The sequence below is a fragment of the Allochromatium palmeri genome, assembly GCF_009720725.1.
In the GTDB taxonomy this organism is placed as follows: Bacteria; Pseudomonadota; Gammaproteobacteria; order Chromatiales; family Chromatiaceae; genus Thermochromatium; species Thermochromatium palmeri.
The window spans coordinates 25,227-42,136 of sequence record NZ_WNKT01000019.1 but is presented as its reverse complement, the minus strand read 5'-3'; the positions used below and the strand labels follow the sequence as shown (position 1 = coordinate 42,136).

Genomic DNA, 16,910 nt, shown 5'->3' with positions numbered 1-16,910 from the left:
CCGATCAGCCCTTGTCCTCGGTACGCCGGCGGAACCGGGTGCCGCCGCAGTCGGCGCAGGGCGGAATGCGGCCGGCCTTGACGAAATGGGTCTCGGCGCCGCACTTGTCGCAGACCAGGGTGCCGGGGCCGGTGATCTCGCCGGCCTGATAGAGACTCATCTGGCGCGCGGTCTCGGCCCACTGGGCCAGTTGCAGGCTGGTCTGATCGGCGACCAGCTTGAACATGTCGAGCATGCGCTTTTCCATCAGCTCCAGATCGAAGCGCCACCAGTCGCGGATGTCCTGTCCGGTGTCGGCGATGTACTTGGCTGCGTCCTCGATGTCGCGCTGGACATAGTCCGAGACCTTATCGGCCTCCTCGCGGGTCAGCTCGCCGAGTTCGACCATGCGCTCGCGCGTCTTGTCGAGGATCTCGCGAAACCTGGGCGCCGATTCCTGCTGCGCCTGTTCGATCGCCTCGTGGGTCTGCTTGAGCATGCGCTCGTAGGCATCGACCAGCTTGTCGGTGGTGTCGTGCGTGTGTTCTTCGCTCATGGCGGCGTCGCTCTTTGTTGGCTTAAGGAATGTTGGCGTGCTCGGAATTAGGATAGCAAAAGCCCATGCGGTATCCTTGCGCGATCGAATCCCAGGCGCGTTTGGCGTCTCCGTGGTTTCAACATTCAGTTATAAGCCTTCACTCTTTCGTCAGGACCATCAGCACCCATGCAGACCGACTATGATCCGCGCGCCATCGAGGCGGCGGCCCAACGCTATTGGGAACAGCAGCAGTCTTTCAAGGCCGTCGAAGATCCGTCCCGCGAGAAGTTCTATTGCCTGTCCATGTTTCCCTATCCCTCGGGTCGGCTGCACATGGGCCATGTGCGCAACTACACCATCGGGGACGTAATCGCGCGCTATCAGCGCCTGCTCGGCAAGAACGTGCTCCAGCCGATGGGCTGGGACGCCTTCGGTCTGCCCGCTGAGAACGCCGCCATCCAGCACGGTATCCCGCCCTCGCAGTGGACGCGCTCCAACATTGAGTACATGAAGGGCCAGCTCAAGTCGCTGGGCTTCGGTTACGACTGGGAGCGTGAGCTGGCGACCTGCGACCCGGACTATTATCGCTGGGAGCAGTGGCTGTTCACACGCCTGATCGAGAAGGGGCTGGCCTATCGCGCCAAGGCCACGGTCAACTGGGATCCGATCGACCAGACAGTGCTGGCCAACGAGCAGGTCATCGACGGGCGCGGCTGGCGCTCGGGCGCCCTGGTCGAGAAGCGCGAGATCGAACAGTGGTCGGTGCGCATCACCGACTATGCGCAGGAACTGCTGGACGCGCTCGACGGACTGGACGGCTGGCCGGAGCGGGTGCGGATCATGCAGCGCAACTGGATCGGGCGCTCCGAAGGTGTGCACATGGAGTTCGGCGTCGCCGGCTCTGACGAGACGCTCGGCATCTACACCACCCGTCCCGACACCGTCATGGGCGTGACCTATGTCGCGGTGGCCGCCGAACATCCGCTGGCACAGCGTGCCGCTGAGCAGAACCCGGCGCTCGCGGCCTTCATCGACGAGTGCCGTCAGGGCGGCACGTCCGAAGCCGAACTCGAAACCATGGAGAAGAAAGGCCATCCGCTCGGCCTCGACGCTCTCCATCCCATCACCGGCGAGCCGGTGCCCATCTATGCGGCCAATTTCGTGCTCATGGGCTATGGCACCGGCGCGGTGATGGCGGTGCCGGCACACGATCAGCGCGACTGGGAGTTTGCCGAGCGTTACGGCATCGCCAAAAAAGCCGTCATCCGTTCGGCCGACGGCAGCCCATGCGGAATCGAGCAGGCCGCCTATACCGAAAAGGGCGTGCTTTTCGACTCCGGTCCTTTCGACGGCCTGACCTCGGAAGCGGCCTTCGACGCCATCGCCGACTGGCTTGCCGAGCGCAACACGGGCAGCAAGACCATCAACTTCCGGTTGCGCGACTGGGGTGTCTCACGTCAGCGCTACTGGGGCTGTCCGATTCCGGTGGTCAGGACCGCCGATGGCGAGATCCGTCCCGAGACCGATCTACCCGTGCGACTGCCCGAGGATGTCGTCGTCGACGGCTCCGGCTCGCCGCTCAAGAAGATGCCCGAGTTCTATCAGCTCGCTGGCGACGAGACACGCGAGACCGACACCTTCGATACCTTCTTCGAGTCGAGCTGGTATTACGCGCGCTACTGCTCGCCCGACTGCGACACGGCCATGCTCGATGAACGCGCCAGCTACTGGCTGCCGGTCGATCAGTACATCGGCGGCATCGAGCACGCCATCCTGCATCTGCTCTATGCGCGCTTTTTCCACAAGCTGATGCGCGACGAGGGGCTGGTCGACTGTGACGAACCCTTCACCAATCTGCTCACCCAGGGCATGGTGGTCGCCGAGACCTGGTATCGCGAGGACGCCGAGGGCCGCAAGCAGTGGTTCAACCCGGCAGAGGTCGAGGTCGAGCGCGACGAAAAGGGCAAGCTGCTCGGTGGCCGGCTCCAGTCCGACGGTCAGCCGGTCCACTTCGGCGGCATCGAGAAGATGTCCAAGTCCAAGAACAATGGCGTCGATCCGCAGACTCTGACCGAGCGTTATGGCGCCGATACGGTGCGCCTCTACACGATGTTTACTTCGCCGCCCGATCAGTCGCTCGAATGGAACGACGAGGGCGTCGAGGGCGCGTTCCGCTTCATCCGTCGGTTGTGGGCGCTGGCAGTCGGCGAGGCTGAGTCGATCCGTTCCATGCCAGATTCAGGCGAGCTGGACGAACCAGCTCAGGTCGCCCGGCGCGAGATCCACACCGCGCTCAAGAAGGCGCTCTACGATTACGAGCGCCAGCAGTTCAACACCGTGGTCTCGGGCTGCATGACCATGGTCAACGCGCTCTACCGGCTGGAATCCTCGACCGCGCGGGCGGCGGTGATCCGCGAGGGCGTGGGGATCGTGCTGCAACTGCTGGCGCCCATCGCGCCGCACGTCACCCATCATCTGTGGCGCGAGCTGGGCTTCGGTAATGACATCCTCAACGGCGGCTGGCCGAGCGTCGATGAGGACGCGCTCAAGCAGGACAGTCTCGACTATGTGGTCCAGGTCAACGGCAAGATGCGCGGCCGCGTCAAGGTGTCAGCCGACGCTGATCAGGCGACCGTCCAGGCCGCCGCATTGGCCGATGAGCAGATCGCCAAGTTCATCGACGGCAAGCCGATCCGCAAAGCGATCCTGGTGCCGGGCAAGCTGCTCAATCTGGTCGTTTGAGGTCGGTAGCGGGCGGTTTGGATCGTCTGCCGTCACACGCGGACGCAGAAGAGGTTGGGTGCAATGGCGCGGACGAAGATGACCTTCATGGGTCTGTTGGTACTGATCCTGACGTTACAGGCCGGTTGCGGTTTCCGGCTGCGCGGCAGCGTCGAGATTCCAGCCGAATACAACCCGTTGCTGATCCAGGCACCCTGGGCTTCGCCGGTCGAGCGCGCCATCCGCGACCTGCTGGCAGGCAGTCAGGTCAGGCTGACGACCAACCCGACGGAGGCGAAGCTGACGCTGCGCATCCTGTCCGAGAACCGCTCCGAGCGGGTGGCGGCCGTCGATCTCAATGGCAAAACGCTCGCCTATGAGCTGCATTATCTGATCAAGTTCGATGCCGTTGGAGCGGACGGCCAAGCCCGGCTCTTGCCGCAAACGCTCGATCTGACACGCAACTTCGACAACCCGGACGTCGAGGTGCTCGGCAAGCAGCTTGAACAGGCGATGATCTACGAAGACTTCGCGGTCGAGGCGGCTGACCGCATCCTGATGCGGCTGTGGGCGGTGTTGCGCTAATCGGCGGTTACGTCCAGTTCCAGACAGGCGCGCCAGGCCGCGAGCAGCTCGACGTTAGCGGCGGCGATGGCCAGCCGGGGTTCCAGCGTGATCGCTGGGCTGGGTTCGAGGCTGTCCGGGATCAAATGGCAGGCCGCCGCACCCGCTTCATCGGCGATCAGACGCCCGGCGGCATAGTCCCAGAGCTTTTGACCGCCGTGCAGATAGAGCTGAAAACGCCCGGCGGCCAGCCAGCACCATTCGAGCGCCACCGAGCCGAGACTGCGTTGCGAGCTGAAGCAGGCGTGACTGGTGATGGTCTGGAGTTGCGCCGGCGGGAGCCGTTTGAGATCGGCCATCGCCAGACAGTCCTTGAGCGATCGGCTCGGGGCGAAGGGCTGGATCGGCTGGCCGTTCAGGGACGCGCCCTGGCCCTTGGCGGCGACGAAACACTCATCGCGCACCGGGTCGAGGATCGCACCCAGCACCGGCTGGCCGCCTTCGATCAGCGCCAGCGAGATCGAGAACGCGGGAAAGCCCGCGGCATAGTTGCTGGTGCCATCCAGCGGGTCGACCACCCACAGGGCGCGGTCAGCCTGCTGGAGCATCTGTTCCTGCTCAGCGGGCGTCATCTCCTCGCCGAGCAGTGGGATACCGGGGAAGTCGCGTGCAAGTGCCGCCGCCAGATGACGCTGTGCGGCCAGATCGGACTCGGTGACGAAGCTGCCGTCAGACTTGTGTCGCGCCTCGATCCCATGCCAGTTGGGCAGGATGGCGGTCGCGGCGGTCTCGCGGAGCAAACGGGCGAGATGGGTCGGTTCGGCTGTCATAGGTGGCCTCTTGGTTCGGTGAGCTACACATCGGGCGCCGGACGCGGTTTAATTCACGCCTTTATTCTTCGATTTCAAGCTTGGAGCCTGTTGCGATGCCTTTACAACCCGTCATTCTTTCCGGTGGATCCGGCACGCGACTCTGGCCGCTTTCGCGTGAAGCCTATCCCAAGCAGTTCCTGCCGCTGACCAGTCAGCATACCATGCTGCAGGAAACGGTCGGACGGCTCGACGGTCTGGCTGAGGAGCATCCGCGCCAGGCCATCGTGCAGCGCGATCCGCTGGTGGTCTGTAACGATGCCCATCGCTTTCTGGTCGCTGAGCAACTGCGGCTCATAGGGCGGCGTCCGGCCTCCATCGTGCTCGAACCCAAGGGACGCAACACCGCGCCCGCGCTGACACTGGCCGCGCTCGTTGCCGCGCCGTCTGATGACGATCCGGTGATGCTGGTGATGCCCGCCGATCACAACATCCGCGACGAACCCGGTTTTCGCGCCGCTGTCGCCGATGCGCACGCCCTTGCACGCGACGGCGCCGTTGTCACCTTCGGCATCGTGCCGAGCAAGCCCGAGACCGGCTATGGCTACATCCGTCAGGGTGCGCCCTTCGAGATGGCCGATCTGCACGGCGCGGCCTACGCGCTCGACGGCTTCGTCGAAAAACCCGATGCCGAAACCGCCCAGCGCTATCTGGCCTCGGGCGATTATCTGTGGAATAGCGGAATCTTCGTGCTGCGCGCTTCGGTGTGGCTGACGCTCATCGAGCGCTTCCGGCCCGACATCGCGCAGGCTGTGACCCTGGCGTTCGAGAGCGCCACAAGCGACGGCGACTTCCTGCGTCTCGACGGCACACTGTTCGCGGCCTGCCCGAGCGATTCGATCGACTATGCGGTCATGGAGCCGCTGGCGCGTGCGGCCCGAGGCGGGGAGGGCCGCGATCTGCCGTCGGCGATCGTGATTCCGCTCAACGTCGGCTGGTCGGACGTCGGCGCCTGGTCGGCGCTGTGGGAAGTGCGCGAGCAGGACGCCAGCGGCAACGTGCTCGATGGCGATGCGTTCGTTCACAATGCGCACGACAATCTGCTGGTGGCCAAGCATCGCATGGTGGCGGCCATCGGCGTCGACAATCTGATCGTGGTCGAGACCCCGGATGCGGTGCTGGTCGCGACCAAGGAGGCGGCGCAGGACGTCAAGGCCGTCACCCAGTTCCTCCAGCATCAGAACCGCGACGAATATATTCATCATCAGCGCGTGCATCGGCCCTGGGGCGCTTATGAGTCGATCGGGCAGGGATCGCGCTATCAGGTCAAGCGCCTGACCGTGAAGCCCGGCGAATCGCTGTCATTGCAGATGCATCATCATCGCGCCGAGCACTGGATCGTCGTCTCAGGGACGGCGCGCGTGAGCTGTGACGACAAAAGCTTTCTGCTCACCGAGAACCAGTCGACCTATATCCCGGTCGGTACCACGCATCGGCTGGAGAATCCGGGCCGCATCCCGCTCGAACTGATCGAGGTCCAGTCCGGCAGCTATCTGGGCGAGGACGACATCGTGCGCTTCGAGGATCGCTACAATCGCGATCCGGTCGAGCCGCGCCAGGATTGACGCACCACCTGATTTTTCACTCATTTCACTCGATCACAACGCGGTTTACATCACATGGGATTCAAATGCGGCATCGTCGGTCTGCCCAACGTCGGCAAGTCGACCCTTTTCAATGCCCTGACCAAGGCGGCCATCGCGGCCGAGAACTACCCCTTCTGCACCATCGACCCCAATGTCGGCGTGGTGCCGCTGCCTGACCCCCGGCTCGATGTCATCGCCGGCATCACCAAGCCGCAGAAGGTGCTGCCGACCTCGATGCAGTTCGTCGACATCGCCGGGCTGGTGGCCGGTGCGTCCAAAGGCGAGGGGCTGGGCAACAAGTTCCTGGCCAATATCCGCGAGACCGATGCCATCGCCCATGTGGTGCGCTGCTTCGAGAACGATGACGTGGTGCATGTCGCGGGCAAGGTCGATCCGCTCGGCGATATCGAGGTCATCAACACCGAGCTGGCGCTGGCCGATCTGGAATCGGTTGGCAAGGCGCTCGACCGGGCGCAGCGTGCCGCCAAGACCGGCGACAAGCAGATCCTCAAGCGTAAGGAGATCCTGGAACGGGCGCAGGCCCAGCTCGACGCCGGCCAGCCGATCCGCGCCCTGGGTCTGGATGACGACGCACTCGACGAGCTACGCGATCTGTTCCTGCTGACGGCCAAGCCGACCATGTATATCGCCAATGTGTCCGAGGACGGCTTCGAGAACAACCCGCTGCTCGACCGCGTGCGGGCACTGGCTGAGGCCGAGGGCGCGGTGGTGGTGCCGGTGTGCGCGGCGATCGAGGCCGAGATCCTCGAACTCGACGATGAGGCACGCGATGAGTTCCTGGCCGATCTCGGGCTGGATGAACCGGGCCTGAACCGCGTGGTGCGCGCCGGTTATCGGCTGCTGGGTCTGGAGACCTATTTCACCGCCGGACCCAAGGAGGTGCGCGCCTGGACCATTCCCAAGCAGTCCAAAGCCCCCCAGGCCGCCGCCGTCATCCACACCGACTTCGAGCGCGGTTTCATCCGCGCCGAGGTGATCGCCTATGAGGATTTCGTCGCCTGCAAGGGCGAGCAGGGCGCCAAAGAGGCTGGCAAGCTACGCTCGGAAGGCAAGGAATATGTCGTCCAGGATGGCGACATCATCCACTTCAGGTTCAACGTCTGAGGCTGGGGGAGGTTCTCGTTGCGGGTTGGGAGCCTGGTAGCGATCTCAGCGCATCCTGGGCGCTACCCGACGTGACCCTGGACTTGACCTGCATCAAGGCGTCAATCGTCGTGCGCGTGTGCAATGAGCCAACTGGCGAACCCATCGCCCTGGAGGTTCCGTGCAATGACCCAGCGCTCGTCCCGCGATTCGTCGGAGCCGTCGTCCGCTCAGGGCGACCTTGCTGATATCGAGTTCACCGACGCCGACATCCTGGAGGCGATGCGCGAGATCCCCGGCTATCTCGATATCAGCACGATGGATTTCCGCGCCATCTATCGTCTGGCGCATCGTCACGCGCTCGACCGGCTGTTCAGCGGCATCACCGCCGGACGGCTGATGCGCCGCGAGGTCAATCCGCTGACGCCCGAGATTTCGCTCGCCGAGGCCATCCCCAGCTTCGTGCATCAGGGGCTGAAATCGCTGCCGGTGGTGGACGGGCAGCAGCAAGTGCTTGGCATCCTGACCGAGACCGATGTGCTGCGCTGGCTTGGGGCCGAGACCTTTCTCGGCCTGCTGGCGCGGGTGATCACGGACGAGCCGTGGATCAAGTCGGATCCGTACCATCGTGCGGTCGGCGAGTTCATGACCTCGCCTGTGGTGAGTGTACCGCTGGACGCCGGACTGCGTGAGCTGCTCGCCGCCTTCGCCAGCCATCCCGGCCGCGCCATGCCGGTCCTTGCAGCCGATGGGCGTCTGGCAGGGCTGCTTCAGCGCAAGGTCTTTCTGGCCGCCTATCATCCGGATCGCCGCTCATGAGACTCCATGGCGATAGACTCAGTGACTATTTGAGCAAGATGCGCGGCAGCGTCTATGGCAGCCCGCCCCGCGTCAGCCTGCCGGAGGTGCTCTGGTCGTGGGCCGGCGCGTTTCTGGGGATTGCCGCCGTCGCCTGGCTCAATCAGTGGTTCTTCGTCGGGACTGATCTGACGCTCGCCATCGGCTCGCTCGGCGCTTCGGCGGTGCTGGTCTTCGGCGCGGTACGCAGCCCACTGGCCCAGCCGCGCAATCTCATCGGCGGGCATGTGCTCTCAGCGTTGGTGGGCGTGACCTGCTGGCAGTGGCTGGGTGGCGAGCCCTGGCTGGCGCAGGCGGTCGCGGTCGCCACCGCCATTGCTCTGATGCATCTGACCCGCACCCTGCATCCTCCGGGCGGGGCGACGGCGCTCATCGCCGTCATCGGCTCCGACCAGGTGCATGCCATGGGCTATCTCTTCGTGCTGCTTCCGGCTACGCTGGGGCCGCTGGTACTGTTGGTGGTGGCACTGCTGTTCAACAATCTCCCCGCCGCCAGGCGCTATCCTGAGTTCTGGCTGTAGCCGACTCGACTCGGTCTCAGTCTCGGTCCATGGCTGGATCGTCGATACCTCGATCGAATGCGATCATCAGCGATTCAGCGGCTTTCTCAAGGTATCCCTGGAGGAGGTGCTGATCGCCCTGCGGGACGACCGGCATTTGTTGAATGATCCTGAAGGCATCTTGTCTGGTCGGTATCAAGCCGATGAACTTGCCATAGCGGAGGAGGCTCACACTGAAACATCGCTTTACCCAGGAGGCTTCACCGTGGAAGGTTTTATGGATGCGGTGGAAAAGGAGGCGGTTTGGGAAGAGGCTGGCTACTGAGGTTCAAGCCTCTTTCTGGCGCCCCGCTGTGAACGGGGTTTGGAATGAGAGAAAAGCTCCGAGCGAGAAGGGCGATTGGGGACATAAAGGCGTGGTGCAAATTTGTGCATCGTTTCCGGCAGACTTCTGAAAAACAATGATTTAAGCTTTGCCGTGCAAGCATTCACAACACGACCTTTCGCGAACCGGGTCTTGAGGATCACCATGGACATTGATCGAATCACCTTGAATCCGGCGGTGATGGGCGGCAAGCCCTGCCTCCGAGGTCTCAGAGTCACAGTGGGAACAGTCCTCGGACTCATGGCCGAGGGCGTCAGCCGGGAGCGCATCCTGGAGGCTTACCCCTACCTGGAGCCGGCGGATCTGGATGCCGCGCTTGCCTATGCCGCCTGGCGTCTTGAAGAGCGCGAAGAGGTTCTTACGGCAGCATGACCCTGCGACTGGTCATCGATGTCAATCTCTCGCCCGACTGGGTGCCTGTTCTCAAGGAAGCGGGATTTGATGCCGTGCATTGGAAGCAGGTTGGAGATCCCACGGCACCTGACCGCGAGATCATGGATTGGGCGATCGCCAACGGCCACGTCGTCTTCAGCCACGACCTGGATTTCTCGAGCATGCTCGCACTCACACATGCCGGCGGGCCGAGTCTGGTTCAGCTCAGGGGGACAAAGGTACTGCCTGAACAGATTGCCGAGACATTGATCCACTCGCTGCGGCGCTTTCACCTCGACTTGGAGGCCGGTGCCCTGCTGCTCATCGAGCCCGGACGCAGTCGGGTACGGGTGTTGCCCCTCTGACTCTCCGATCTCAGTCGATCCGGGCTGCCGGTCAGCGTTTAGTGGTTCTGTGTGTTGGACTCGCCGGCAATACCGACGATTTTTAGCGCAATCTCTTCGGGTGAAAGTACGAAATCGATACACCCGCTGGCGATGGCGCTCTCCGGCATCTCCGGCTGCGTGGCGGTTGCGAGCGTCTGCGCGATGGTGATGCCTCCCACGTCCTTGATTCCGCAGAGCGCCGCCGCCCCATCGCCATCGTAGCCCGAGACGATGACGGCGATCAGCGTGCCGTCCCAATACTGCGTGAGTGAACGCAGAAAGACCGTGATCACATCCGGCCATCCCCTCGGCTTTGAGATCGGCTTGAGACGAAACTCGTCATCGCAAATGTGTAAATCCCGCTGTGCCGGGATGATGAACACATGGTTCGGCTGAATCAGCAGGCGTTCCGTGATCAGCTCGACCGGCATCCGGGTGTAATTCGGGAGAATCTCGTGCAGTCGGGTGTCGACGGTTCTCAGGTGATTCACGATGACGATTGCCGCCCCTGTGTCGCTCGGCAGCTGCCGGAGTAACCGGATATAGGCATCGAGACCGCCGGCCGATCCACCCACGCACACAATCGGAAAATCGGTTTCAAAACGCTTGGCTTTCATGGACTCGGTACCTTTCCTAAGCCTCAATGCTGTATCCCCGATCCCGGAAGACACGCAGACAGGCATCCACTACGTCGGCATCGAAGGTGAGGCCGCGATGCGTGGTGATTTCGTCCAGAGCCGCTTCAAGACCCAGAGCGGATCTGTAGGGTCGGTGCGAGGCCATCGCCTCCACCACGTCGGCGACGGCGAGGATTCTGGATTCCAGCAGGATGGCCTCTCCCGTCAGGCCCAGCGGATAGCCGGAACCATCGATCCGCTCGTGATGTTGATGAATGATGGTGGCAATCGGCCAGGGGAAAATGACCTTTTTGAGAATCTCGAATCCGATGGTCGGATGTTCCTTGATCAGTCCGAATTCCATCGCGCTCAGGCGCCGGGGCTTGGCCAGGATCTCGGCCGGAATGCTGATTTTTCCCAGATCATGAATCGTCGCCGCGAGATGAAGACCACGCAGGCGATCCGCCGATAATCCGAGTTCCATGGCGATGCGGGTGCAGAGGTTCGCCACCCGGCGTTGATGGCCGGCCGTGTAGGCGTCGCGCTCTTCGATGGTGTCGGCAATGACCTGGATGGTTTGCTCCAGGCTGATTTGCAGGTTCTGCTCATACTGCATCTTGGCCGCCGCCGTGCGCAGGGCGGCGATTCCAAAGGCCAGGTCGGCCGCCATTTCCTGCAACAGTTTCCGTTCGGAGTCAGACCAGGCATCACGCCGCTCGCTGTACAGGATCAAACAGGCCATCGCCCCGCTGGGGAGCGCAAAGGGCACGGCGATGACGGAATGGTAGCCACGCGCCAGCGCCTCGGCCCGCCAGGGCGTCATCACCGGGTCCGTGGAAATATCCTCTGAGAATTGGACGTGTCCCGACCGAAGCGCGCGTCCGATCAGGTCATCGCCCGGCGTTGTTTCCGCCCAGGTCAGGGGGCCGACCGCTGAATCGCCGGCCTTGTGACCATAGAGCGCAACCGTTTGGAGGCTTTGATCTTTCTCCGTGTGTGCAAAACCGACGCAGGCCATGCGATAGCCGCCGGTTTCGACGGCGATCCGGCAATATTCGGTCAGTAACGTGGCTTCCGACTTTGAACTGAGCAACGCCACATTACTCTCACTGAGCATTTTGAGTGCCCGCGTCGTCGTGCTTAACGCCATCTCCGCCAGATGTCGCGTCGTGTTGTCGCGGATATTGCACTGGATGACATCCATTCCCGCACACTCGTAGATGTTGCTGACATACTCGACGGAAATCCGGCGTCCGTCCTTACGCTCCAGCGGCAGGTTGTCGTATCGAACGCAGCGGGTCGCCCTCAGTTCGATAAACATGTCGATGCTCAGTGCGGTGTCCTTGAAGGCACCGATCTCCCAGAGCTTCTTGCCCAGGAATTCGTCATACGAATAGCCGAGCAGGTTGATCAGAAAGGGATTGACATCCTCGATCTGCGCGGTCTCGGCATTGAGCAGCAGGATGCCGTCCTGCGCGGTTTCAAACAGGCGGCGATAGCGCGCTTCCGATAGGCGCAGGGCTTGATCAGCTCTCGATGGGGCGACCATGTTTTCTGCAAAATCCTTGATTCATCAGTCTTCCGCGAGAAACCCCGTCCTTCAGGGCGGGGAGGGATAGCGCACCGCGCCAAGCGCGGTTAGGCCGCCCGTCTCGCGGCCTCCATTTCTGGTTTAAGTCCGCAGCAGGGTCTCCAGTGTTCGGGCGACATCCAGCAGCGCGTCGGCGTCGAGCGTCTGTGGCGCACGGTCAAGTATGAGGATGTCTATCCCAAGGGCTATGAGACCCTGCCTGAGTTGCTCACGGGACGCAACACCGATCGAAGCCTGAAGCAGAGCTTACTGAAACATTCAAGCAACATCCGTTCGGTAGCGTACATAAGCGTCGAGTCCCCGCGCCTGTTGCGGAATGCGCACGAACAGGACCGCTGCGCCAGGACGCACCTCAACCCTGCCGACTGTCACTCATCTGCCGGCAATACCGCTGTAGATTTTCCGGCGCGTCGGCGGGACAGACGCCGCATTCCCGGTTTCCCGGCACCGCATAGTCGATGAAGGTCGGATAGGCCAGATCCAGCGCGGTCGTGATGTGATCGGCGTGGATGTGGGTGTCGAGCGTCTAGAACAGCTTCAGCCCGAGTTCGGCGATGGCCGCCAGATCGCGCGGCCCTGGTGGAAACAGCGTTTTTAGCAGCCGGTCGGCCGGTCTGTCTTTTCGTTGCTATTTCAGGCTGTGCTGCCCCAGGCTTGAAGTGTCCCCACCCACTCGTTGAAAGCCGGGCATTTGGCCCGAATCGCGGCGATGCCCGTCGCTTCGGCGATCAGTGGGCCGTGCTCGGGCTTTGAATAGGTGCCGTCGGGAAAGATGCTCAGAATCCGCTTGGACGGCGCGGTCTCGGGGCTGTCGTTGATGTCTTCCGGGTTGGGAAAGGCCCGGGCCACAGCCATCAGTTTGGCTTTCGCGTCTTCGCTCCAGCCGTCTTCCGCCCACTCGAAGTCGGCGGGATTGGTGAACAACAGGCCCTCGAATTCATGCATCTGCACGTAAGGCAGCACATAGCGTGGGTCATAGCCCGTGGTGATGGCCCGCGCGGCTGCGGCAATGTCGGCTTCGAGTTGAGATCGGGTGCGGCCGGCGCGGTCTTGAAAGCCGTAGAAGTCCACCAGTGTGGAGACGTAATCGGCCTCGCTGTAGTGCAGTGAGATCTTGTTGGCCAGTCGGTCTAAGGTGACACGCCCGCCACGATGGCGGCCCGACTTGGCGCTCAACACGGTTCCGTAGGCGCTGACGCCGCTGGGTCGCAGGTACGGCTCCAGGCAGCGGTTGACGAACTCCACCTCGGTGGAGCCTTCGCAGATGATGCAAACCCGGATCATTCGACCCGACCCGCCTCCAAGGAACTTTCACGCTTGACGGGCTGGTCGTCACCCAACCAGGCCACGCCGCCCGTGGCCTGCTGCAACCAGATGTCGGACAGCGCGTATTCCTCGTCCAGCCAGCGCTGATAGTGCTCGCGCGGCAGGTTGCGCAACAGGGTCTCGCCGTTGTTGGCGTTGGCCACAATGATGTTTTCCAGCTCGAAGCAGTCGACCAGGTAGGGCGACTGCGTGGCGATGAAGATCTGCCGCTGTTTGGACAAGCGTTTGAACATCTCGGCTACCAGGGTGATGGCATGAGGATGCAGCCCCAATTCAGGCTCATCGAAGAACATCACGTCCGGCAACCGCTCGGGCGGCAGGTTCAACAGCGTCAACAGGCAGAACAGGCGCAGCGACCCGTCCGACGTGAGGTGCGAGCCGAAGACCTTGTCGCTTTGCCGGCCCATCCAGCGCAACAGCACCTTGCCGGCTTCTTCTTCCAGTACAAAGTCCTTGAACGCCGGCAACACACGGCTAATCTGTTTGACGATCAGCGCGTAGCGTTTGTGGTCTCTATGGCGCAGATCCAGCAGCACGGCGGCGAGATTGCCGCCGTCAGAGCGCAGGCGGAACGAGTCGGTGACGTCCCAGCGGTTGTGAAGGGCTGCGTTGATGGATGTGTCGTGGAAATGATAGGTGCAACACTGCCGCAGTAGATTGACGATGGTTTGGGCCGTCTCGTGCTTGTTCTCCAACAGGCTGGACTCCTTTCCCACAGCGTCAATCTCGGTCCATTTCGCCTTGATCGGAATGTCGTGGGCCGAATACCGATAGGCTTCGTTCATCACCATCACCGAATCTCCGGCCGGGATGTGGGCCAGATCAAACCGATAGTCGTTCCAACCTAATGCGGTCTCCAGACATAGCTCGGCATGGATGCGCGGCGTCTTGCGCGCACCCATGAAGAACTGGTCGTCGCCTCCCCCGTGGCGAAGCACGAACTCCTGCAGGTTCTTCGTCTTGAGCATCCAGCTCAGCATCTCGAAGAAGCGGATCAAGGTGGACTTGCCTGCGCCGTTGGCCCCGATGAGCACGGTGAGCGGCGGCAGCTCCAGATTCCGAATGTTCTTCAGGCTGCGAAAACCTTCGATGGTGACCGAACGAATCCGGTTGGTTCTGGCGGGTGGCGTTGTGGCGGTCATTCAAACGTCCTCACCAAGAACATGCGCTCCAGAAACTCCGGCTCTGCGATGAGATCAAGACCGAGGCTGAACCTTTGCCCGGCTGCGAAGATGCGGGATTGCCTACGCATGAGCGATCACCAGCGCCCATCGCGGCCAGTGCATCCGAACCACCGGGCGAGATCGCGGAGCGACCCCAGGAGCGAGGGGGCTACGGTACTAAGCAACTGATATTCTAAGATTATTTTATAATAAGTCACGGTGACTTAAACCAATTTTGACTTAACTTAAGTCATTTTAAGTCACTTTGACTTAACTTTAACTTATCAGCATCCAGTGTTCCGAAGGTTCGACGGGACTGGCGCGATGGGCGATGGGCGTTGGGGTGATCGAGCACGGCGTCGGCCACAAGCTTGTTGCACCCACGAACCCGCGCCTGCGCCCTGACGATCCTTCACGACGATCTGTTTGGCCGCGTCACAAGTCCGTGTCAGCCTGACCGAAACCGCCATGACCGTCTGTTCGATGACGGACACACCTGGGGCAGGAGGGCTGGAGCGGTTGCGAACGATCTTGACCACTGCCGACGATCCCTGTAACGCTAAAATTCATTATGATGGCTCTTAACGTCTTTCTCTGAGCTTTAGAGCCATAAAAATGGTTTTTAATTTTGCAGTACCCACCGAGATTCAGCAGACACTCGGTTCTCGCCTGCGGACACAGCGTCTGGCTCAAGCACTGTCACAGCGCGATCTGGCTCAGATGGCCGGGCTGTCTCTGGGGGCCGTGCGCAAGCTGGAGCAGGATGGTCAGAGTTCGCTGGAAACCCTGATTCGTGTGGTTCAGGCGCTGGGACTGGTCGAGGAGCTGGAAGGCCTGTTCGTGCTCAAGCGCCTGTCCATCGCGCAGATGGAGCAGGCCGAAGTCGCCGGCCAACGCCGGCGTGCACCACGGCGGAAAGTCTGATGCAGCGATTGATCGTGCATTACAGCGGTTGGGGTGAGGACTGGCCGCTGGGTCGAGTGGCCGATGACGGCTCGAACCTGCTGTTCGAGTATGCGCCCGAAGCGCTCGTACAGGGGCTGGAGTTGTCGCCGCTGTCACTCAAGCTGCGCGCGCCGGCCTATGGCGGTTTTCCGGAGCATTTGTATCGCCTGCCGGGCTTGATCGCCGACAGTCTGCCGGATGGTTGGGGTCTGATGCTGATGGATCGACTATTTCGTCGGCAGGGTGTGCGTTATCCCAGTCCGCTGGATCGTCTGGCGTTCATCGGTGATCGCGCCATGGGGGCCTTGCGTTTCGTGCCGGCGCGTGAGGCGGATGTCGAGGAGCCGGACTGGAATCTGCTGGCGCTGGCTGAGGAAAGTGCCCGCGCCCTGTCCGGCGAAGCGGGAGCCGCCTTGCGTGAATTGGCACTGACCGGCGGTTCACCGCAGGGCGCGCGTCCCAAGGCTCTGGTGCAGTACGAGGCCGCTACGGGTCAAGTCAGCACACTCGCGAATGCGTCGGGACTGCCCTGGCTGGTGAAGTTTCCGGCCCAGGGTGAGCACAAGGAGGTCTGTGCTATCGAGCAGCTCTATGCCGAGCTGGCGCGGGATTGTGGACTGGAGGTGCCGGATAGTGCCTGGTTCGACCTGTCACCCCGGCTGGCCGCCTTCGGTGTGGCGCGCTTCGACCGTGAACAGGGGCTGCGCGTCCCGGTACATAGCCTGGCCGGACTGTTGCAGGTGGACTTCCGTCTGCCGGGAGCCACGGACTACACCGCGTTTCTGCGTGCCACGCGCTTTCTGACGCGGGATGAGCGCGAGGTGGAAAACGCCTATGCCCGCGCGGTCTTCAACGTCCTGTTTCACAACCGCGACGACCATCCAAAGAACCTGGCCTGGCGTCTGGGGCGTGACCGGCGCTGGCGTTTGGCGCCGGCCTTCGATCTGACTTTCAGCGCGGGACCGATGGGGCAACATCACATGGACATTTGCGGGGAAGGTGCGGCTGTGGGTCGCGACCATTTGCGGCGTCTGGCGATGGAGGGCGGAGTGGCCTCGAGTGCGGCGGAAGGGATCATCGAGCGGATGCTGGAACAGGCCGCCAGCTTTGCCCGGCGTGCGGCCGCCTTTCCGATTCGCCGTGCGACGGTGCGAGAGATCAGCTCGGCGATTGAGGTCTGTCGCCAGCGTTTGGATGACGGACGATGAAGCGCTCCCGATCGCTTTCGAGCGAGCAGCATCCGAATCACTCTCGAACGATCTTGACCACCACCAAAGATCCCTGTAACGTCAACCTCTTTTTCAATTTCTAGTCTTCGCTCTCCCGGAGTCCCTCAACCCGTCGGCGTTCCACGCCCGACGCGCGAGCGGCATTCCGGCGAGCGGGCCGAAGCGGAGGTCGCTCAA

17 protein-coding genes are annotated in these 16,910 nt (G+C 62.3%); 11 read left to right on the top strand and 6 right to left on the bottom strand.

Features of this window, described 5'->3' with window-relative positions:
* Positions 1-4 precede the first annotated feature (4 nt).
* On the bottom strand, positions 5-535 hold the full coding sequence (locus tag GJ668_RS10345) for a zinc ribbon-containing protein (protein WP_155450078.1): 531 nt from the start codon (positions 533-535) through the stop codon (positions 5-7).
* A gap of 168 nt (positions 536-703) precedes the next feature.
* Here GJ668_RS10345 and leuS point away from each other — a divergent pair, with 168 nt between their 5' ends.
* Together leuS and GJ668_RS10335 are read left to right on the top strand one after the other, a co-directional pair.
* Entirely contained in the window at positions 704-3,259 is a 2,556-nt protein-coding gene (gene leuS, locus GJ668_RS10340; protein ID WP_155450077.1) for a leucine--tRNA ligase, read from the top strand.
* 63 nt (positions 3,260-3,322) lie between these two features.
* Complete coding sequence (locus GJ668_RS10335; protein ID WP_155450076.1) at positions 3,323-3,823, top strand: LPS-assembly lipoprotein LptE; 501 nt, start codon at positions 3,323-3,325, stop codon at positions 3,821-3,823.
* Here the strand turns inward: GJ668_RS10335 and GJ668_RS10330 are convergent.
* A complete protein-coding gene (locus GJ668_RS10330; RefSeq protein WP_155450075.1) occupies positions 3,820-4,632 on the bottom strand; it encodes an inositol monophosphatase family protein in 813 nt (270 codons plus the stop codon). The two genes, GJ668_RS10335 and GJ668_RS10330, sit on opposite strands and share 4 nt — an antisense overlap.
* A 95-nt stretch (positions 4,633-4,727) precedes the next feature.
* Here GJ668_RS10330 and GJ668_RS10325 point away from each other — a divergent pair, with 95 nt between their 5' ends.
* From GJ668_RS10325 to GJ668_RS10295, 7 genes are all read left to right on the top strand, one after another.
* Positions 4,728-6,236: a mannose-1-phosphate guanylyltransferase/mannose-6-phosphate isomerase gene (locus GJ668_RS10325; protein ID WP_155450074.1), complete on the top strand. Its 1,509-nt coding sequence runs from the start codon at positions 4,728-4,730 to the stop codon at positions 6,234-6,236.
* 54 nt (positions 6,237-6,290) lie between these two features.
* Complete coding sequence (gene ychF, locus GJ668_RS10320; RefSeq protein WP_155450073.1) at positions 6,291-7,382, top strand: redox-regulated ATPase YchF; 1,092 nt, start codon at positions 6,291-6,293, stop codon at positions 7,380-7,382.
* 165 nt (positions 7,383-7,547) lie between these two features.
* Positions 7,548-8,180, top strand: coding sequence for a CBS domain-containing protein (locus GJ668_RS10315; RefSeq protein ID WP_155450072.1), 633 nt, complete (start codon positions 7,548-7,550; stop codon positions 8,178-8,180).
* Positions 8,177-8,740 (top strand): HPP family protein, encoded by a 564-nt coding sequence (locus GJ668_RS10310; RefSeq protein WP_155450071.1) that lies wholly within the window; start codon positions 8,177-8,179, stop codon positions 8,738-8,740. The genes GJ668_RS10315 and GJ668_RS10310 overlap by 4 nt, the downstream gene beginning before the upstream one ends.
* A gap of 106 nt (positions 8,741-8,846) precedes the next feature.
* A complete protein-coding gene (locus tag GJ668_RS10305) occupies positions 8,847-9,044 on the top strand; it encodes a hypothetical protein (protein ID WP_155450070.1) in 198 nt (65 codons plus the stop codon).
* Between the two features lie 204 nt (positions 9,045-9,248).
* Entirely contained in the window at positions 9,249-9,476 is a 228-nt protein-coding gene (locus tag GJ668_RS10300; RefSeq protein WP_155450069.1) for a DUF433 domain-containing protein, read from the top strand.
* Positions 9,473-9,841, top strand: a complete 369-nt coding sequence (locus GJ668_RS10295; protein ID WP_222930774.1) for a DUF5615 family PIN-like protein — start codon at positions 9,473-9,475, stop codon at positions 9,839-9,841. Before GJ668_RS10300 ends, GJ668_RS10295 begins: the two co-directional genes overlap by 4 nt.
* Before the next feature lie 38 nt (positions 9,842-9,879).
* Here GJ668_RS10295 and GJ668_RS10290 read toward each other — a convergent pair whose 3' ends face one another.
* The 4 genes from GJ668_RS10290 to GJ668_RS10270 form a co-directional block, all read right to left on the bottom strand.
* On the bottom strand, positions 9,880-10,479 hold the full coding sequence (locus GJ668_RS10290) for a chemotaxis protein CheB (protein WP_155450068.1): 600 nt from the start codon (positions 10,477-10,479) through the stop codon (positions 9,880-9,882).
* A gap of 16 nt (positions 10,480-10,495) precedes the next feature.
* Complete coding sequence (locus GJ668_RS10285) at positions 10,496-12,028, bottom strand: HD domain-containing phosphohydrolase (protein ID WP_155450067.1); 1,533 nt, start codon at positions 12,026-12,028, stop codon at positions 10,496-10,498.
* Positions 12,029-12,703: 675 nt separating this feature from the next.
* On the bottom strand, positions 12,704-13,354 hold the full coding sequence (locus GJ668_RS10275) for a DUF4276 family protein (RefSeq protein WP_155450066.1): 651 nt from the start codon (positions 13,352-13,354) through the stop codon (positions 12,704-12,706).
* Complete coding sequence (locus GJ668_RS10270; RefSeq protein ID WP_155450065.1) at positions 13,351-14,538, bottom strand: AAA family ATPase; 1,188 nt, start codon at positions 14,536-14,538, stop codon at positions 13,351-13,353. Before GJ668_RS10270 ends, GJ668_RS10275 begins: the two co-directional genes overlap by 4 nt.
* Positions 14,539-15,174: 636 nt before the next feature.
* Between GJ668_RS10270 and GJ668_RS10265 the strand changes: the two genes are divergently transcribed.
* Together GJ668_RS10265 and GJ668_RS10260 are read left to right on the top strand one after the other, a co-directional pair.
* On the top strand, positions 15,175-15,483 hold the full coding sequence (locus tag GJ668_RS10265; RefSeq protein ID WP_155450064.1) for a helix-turn-helix domain-containing protein: 309 nt from the start codon (positions 15,175-15,177) through the stop codon (positions 15,481-15,483).
* Positions 15,483-16,712: a type II toxin-antitoxin system HipA family toxin gene (locus tag GJ668_RS10260; protein WP_155450063.1), complete on the top strand. Its 1,230-nt coding sequence runs from the start codon at positions 15,483-15,485 to the stop codon at positions 16,710-16,712. Before GJ668_RS10265 ends, GJ668_RS10260 begins: the two co-directional genes overlap by 1 nt.
* The last annotated feature ends 198 nt before the right edge of the window (positions 16,713-16,910 follow it).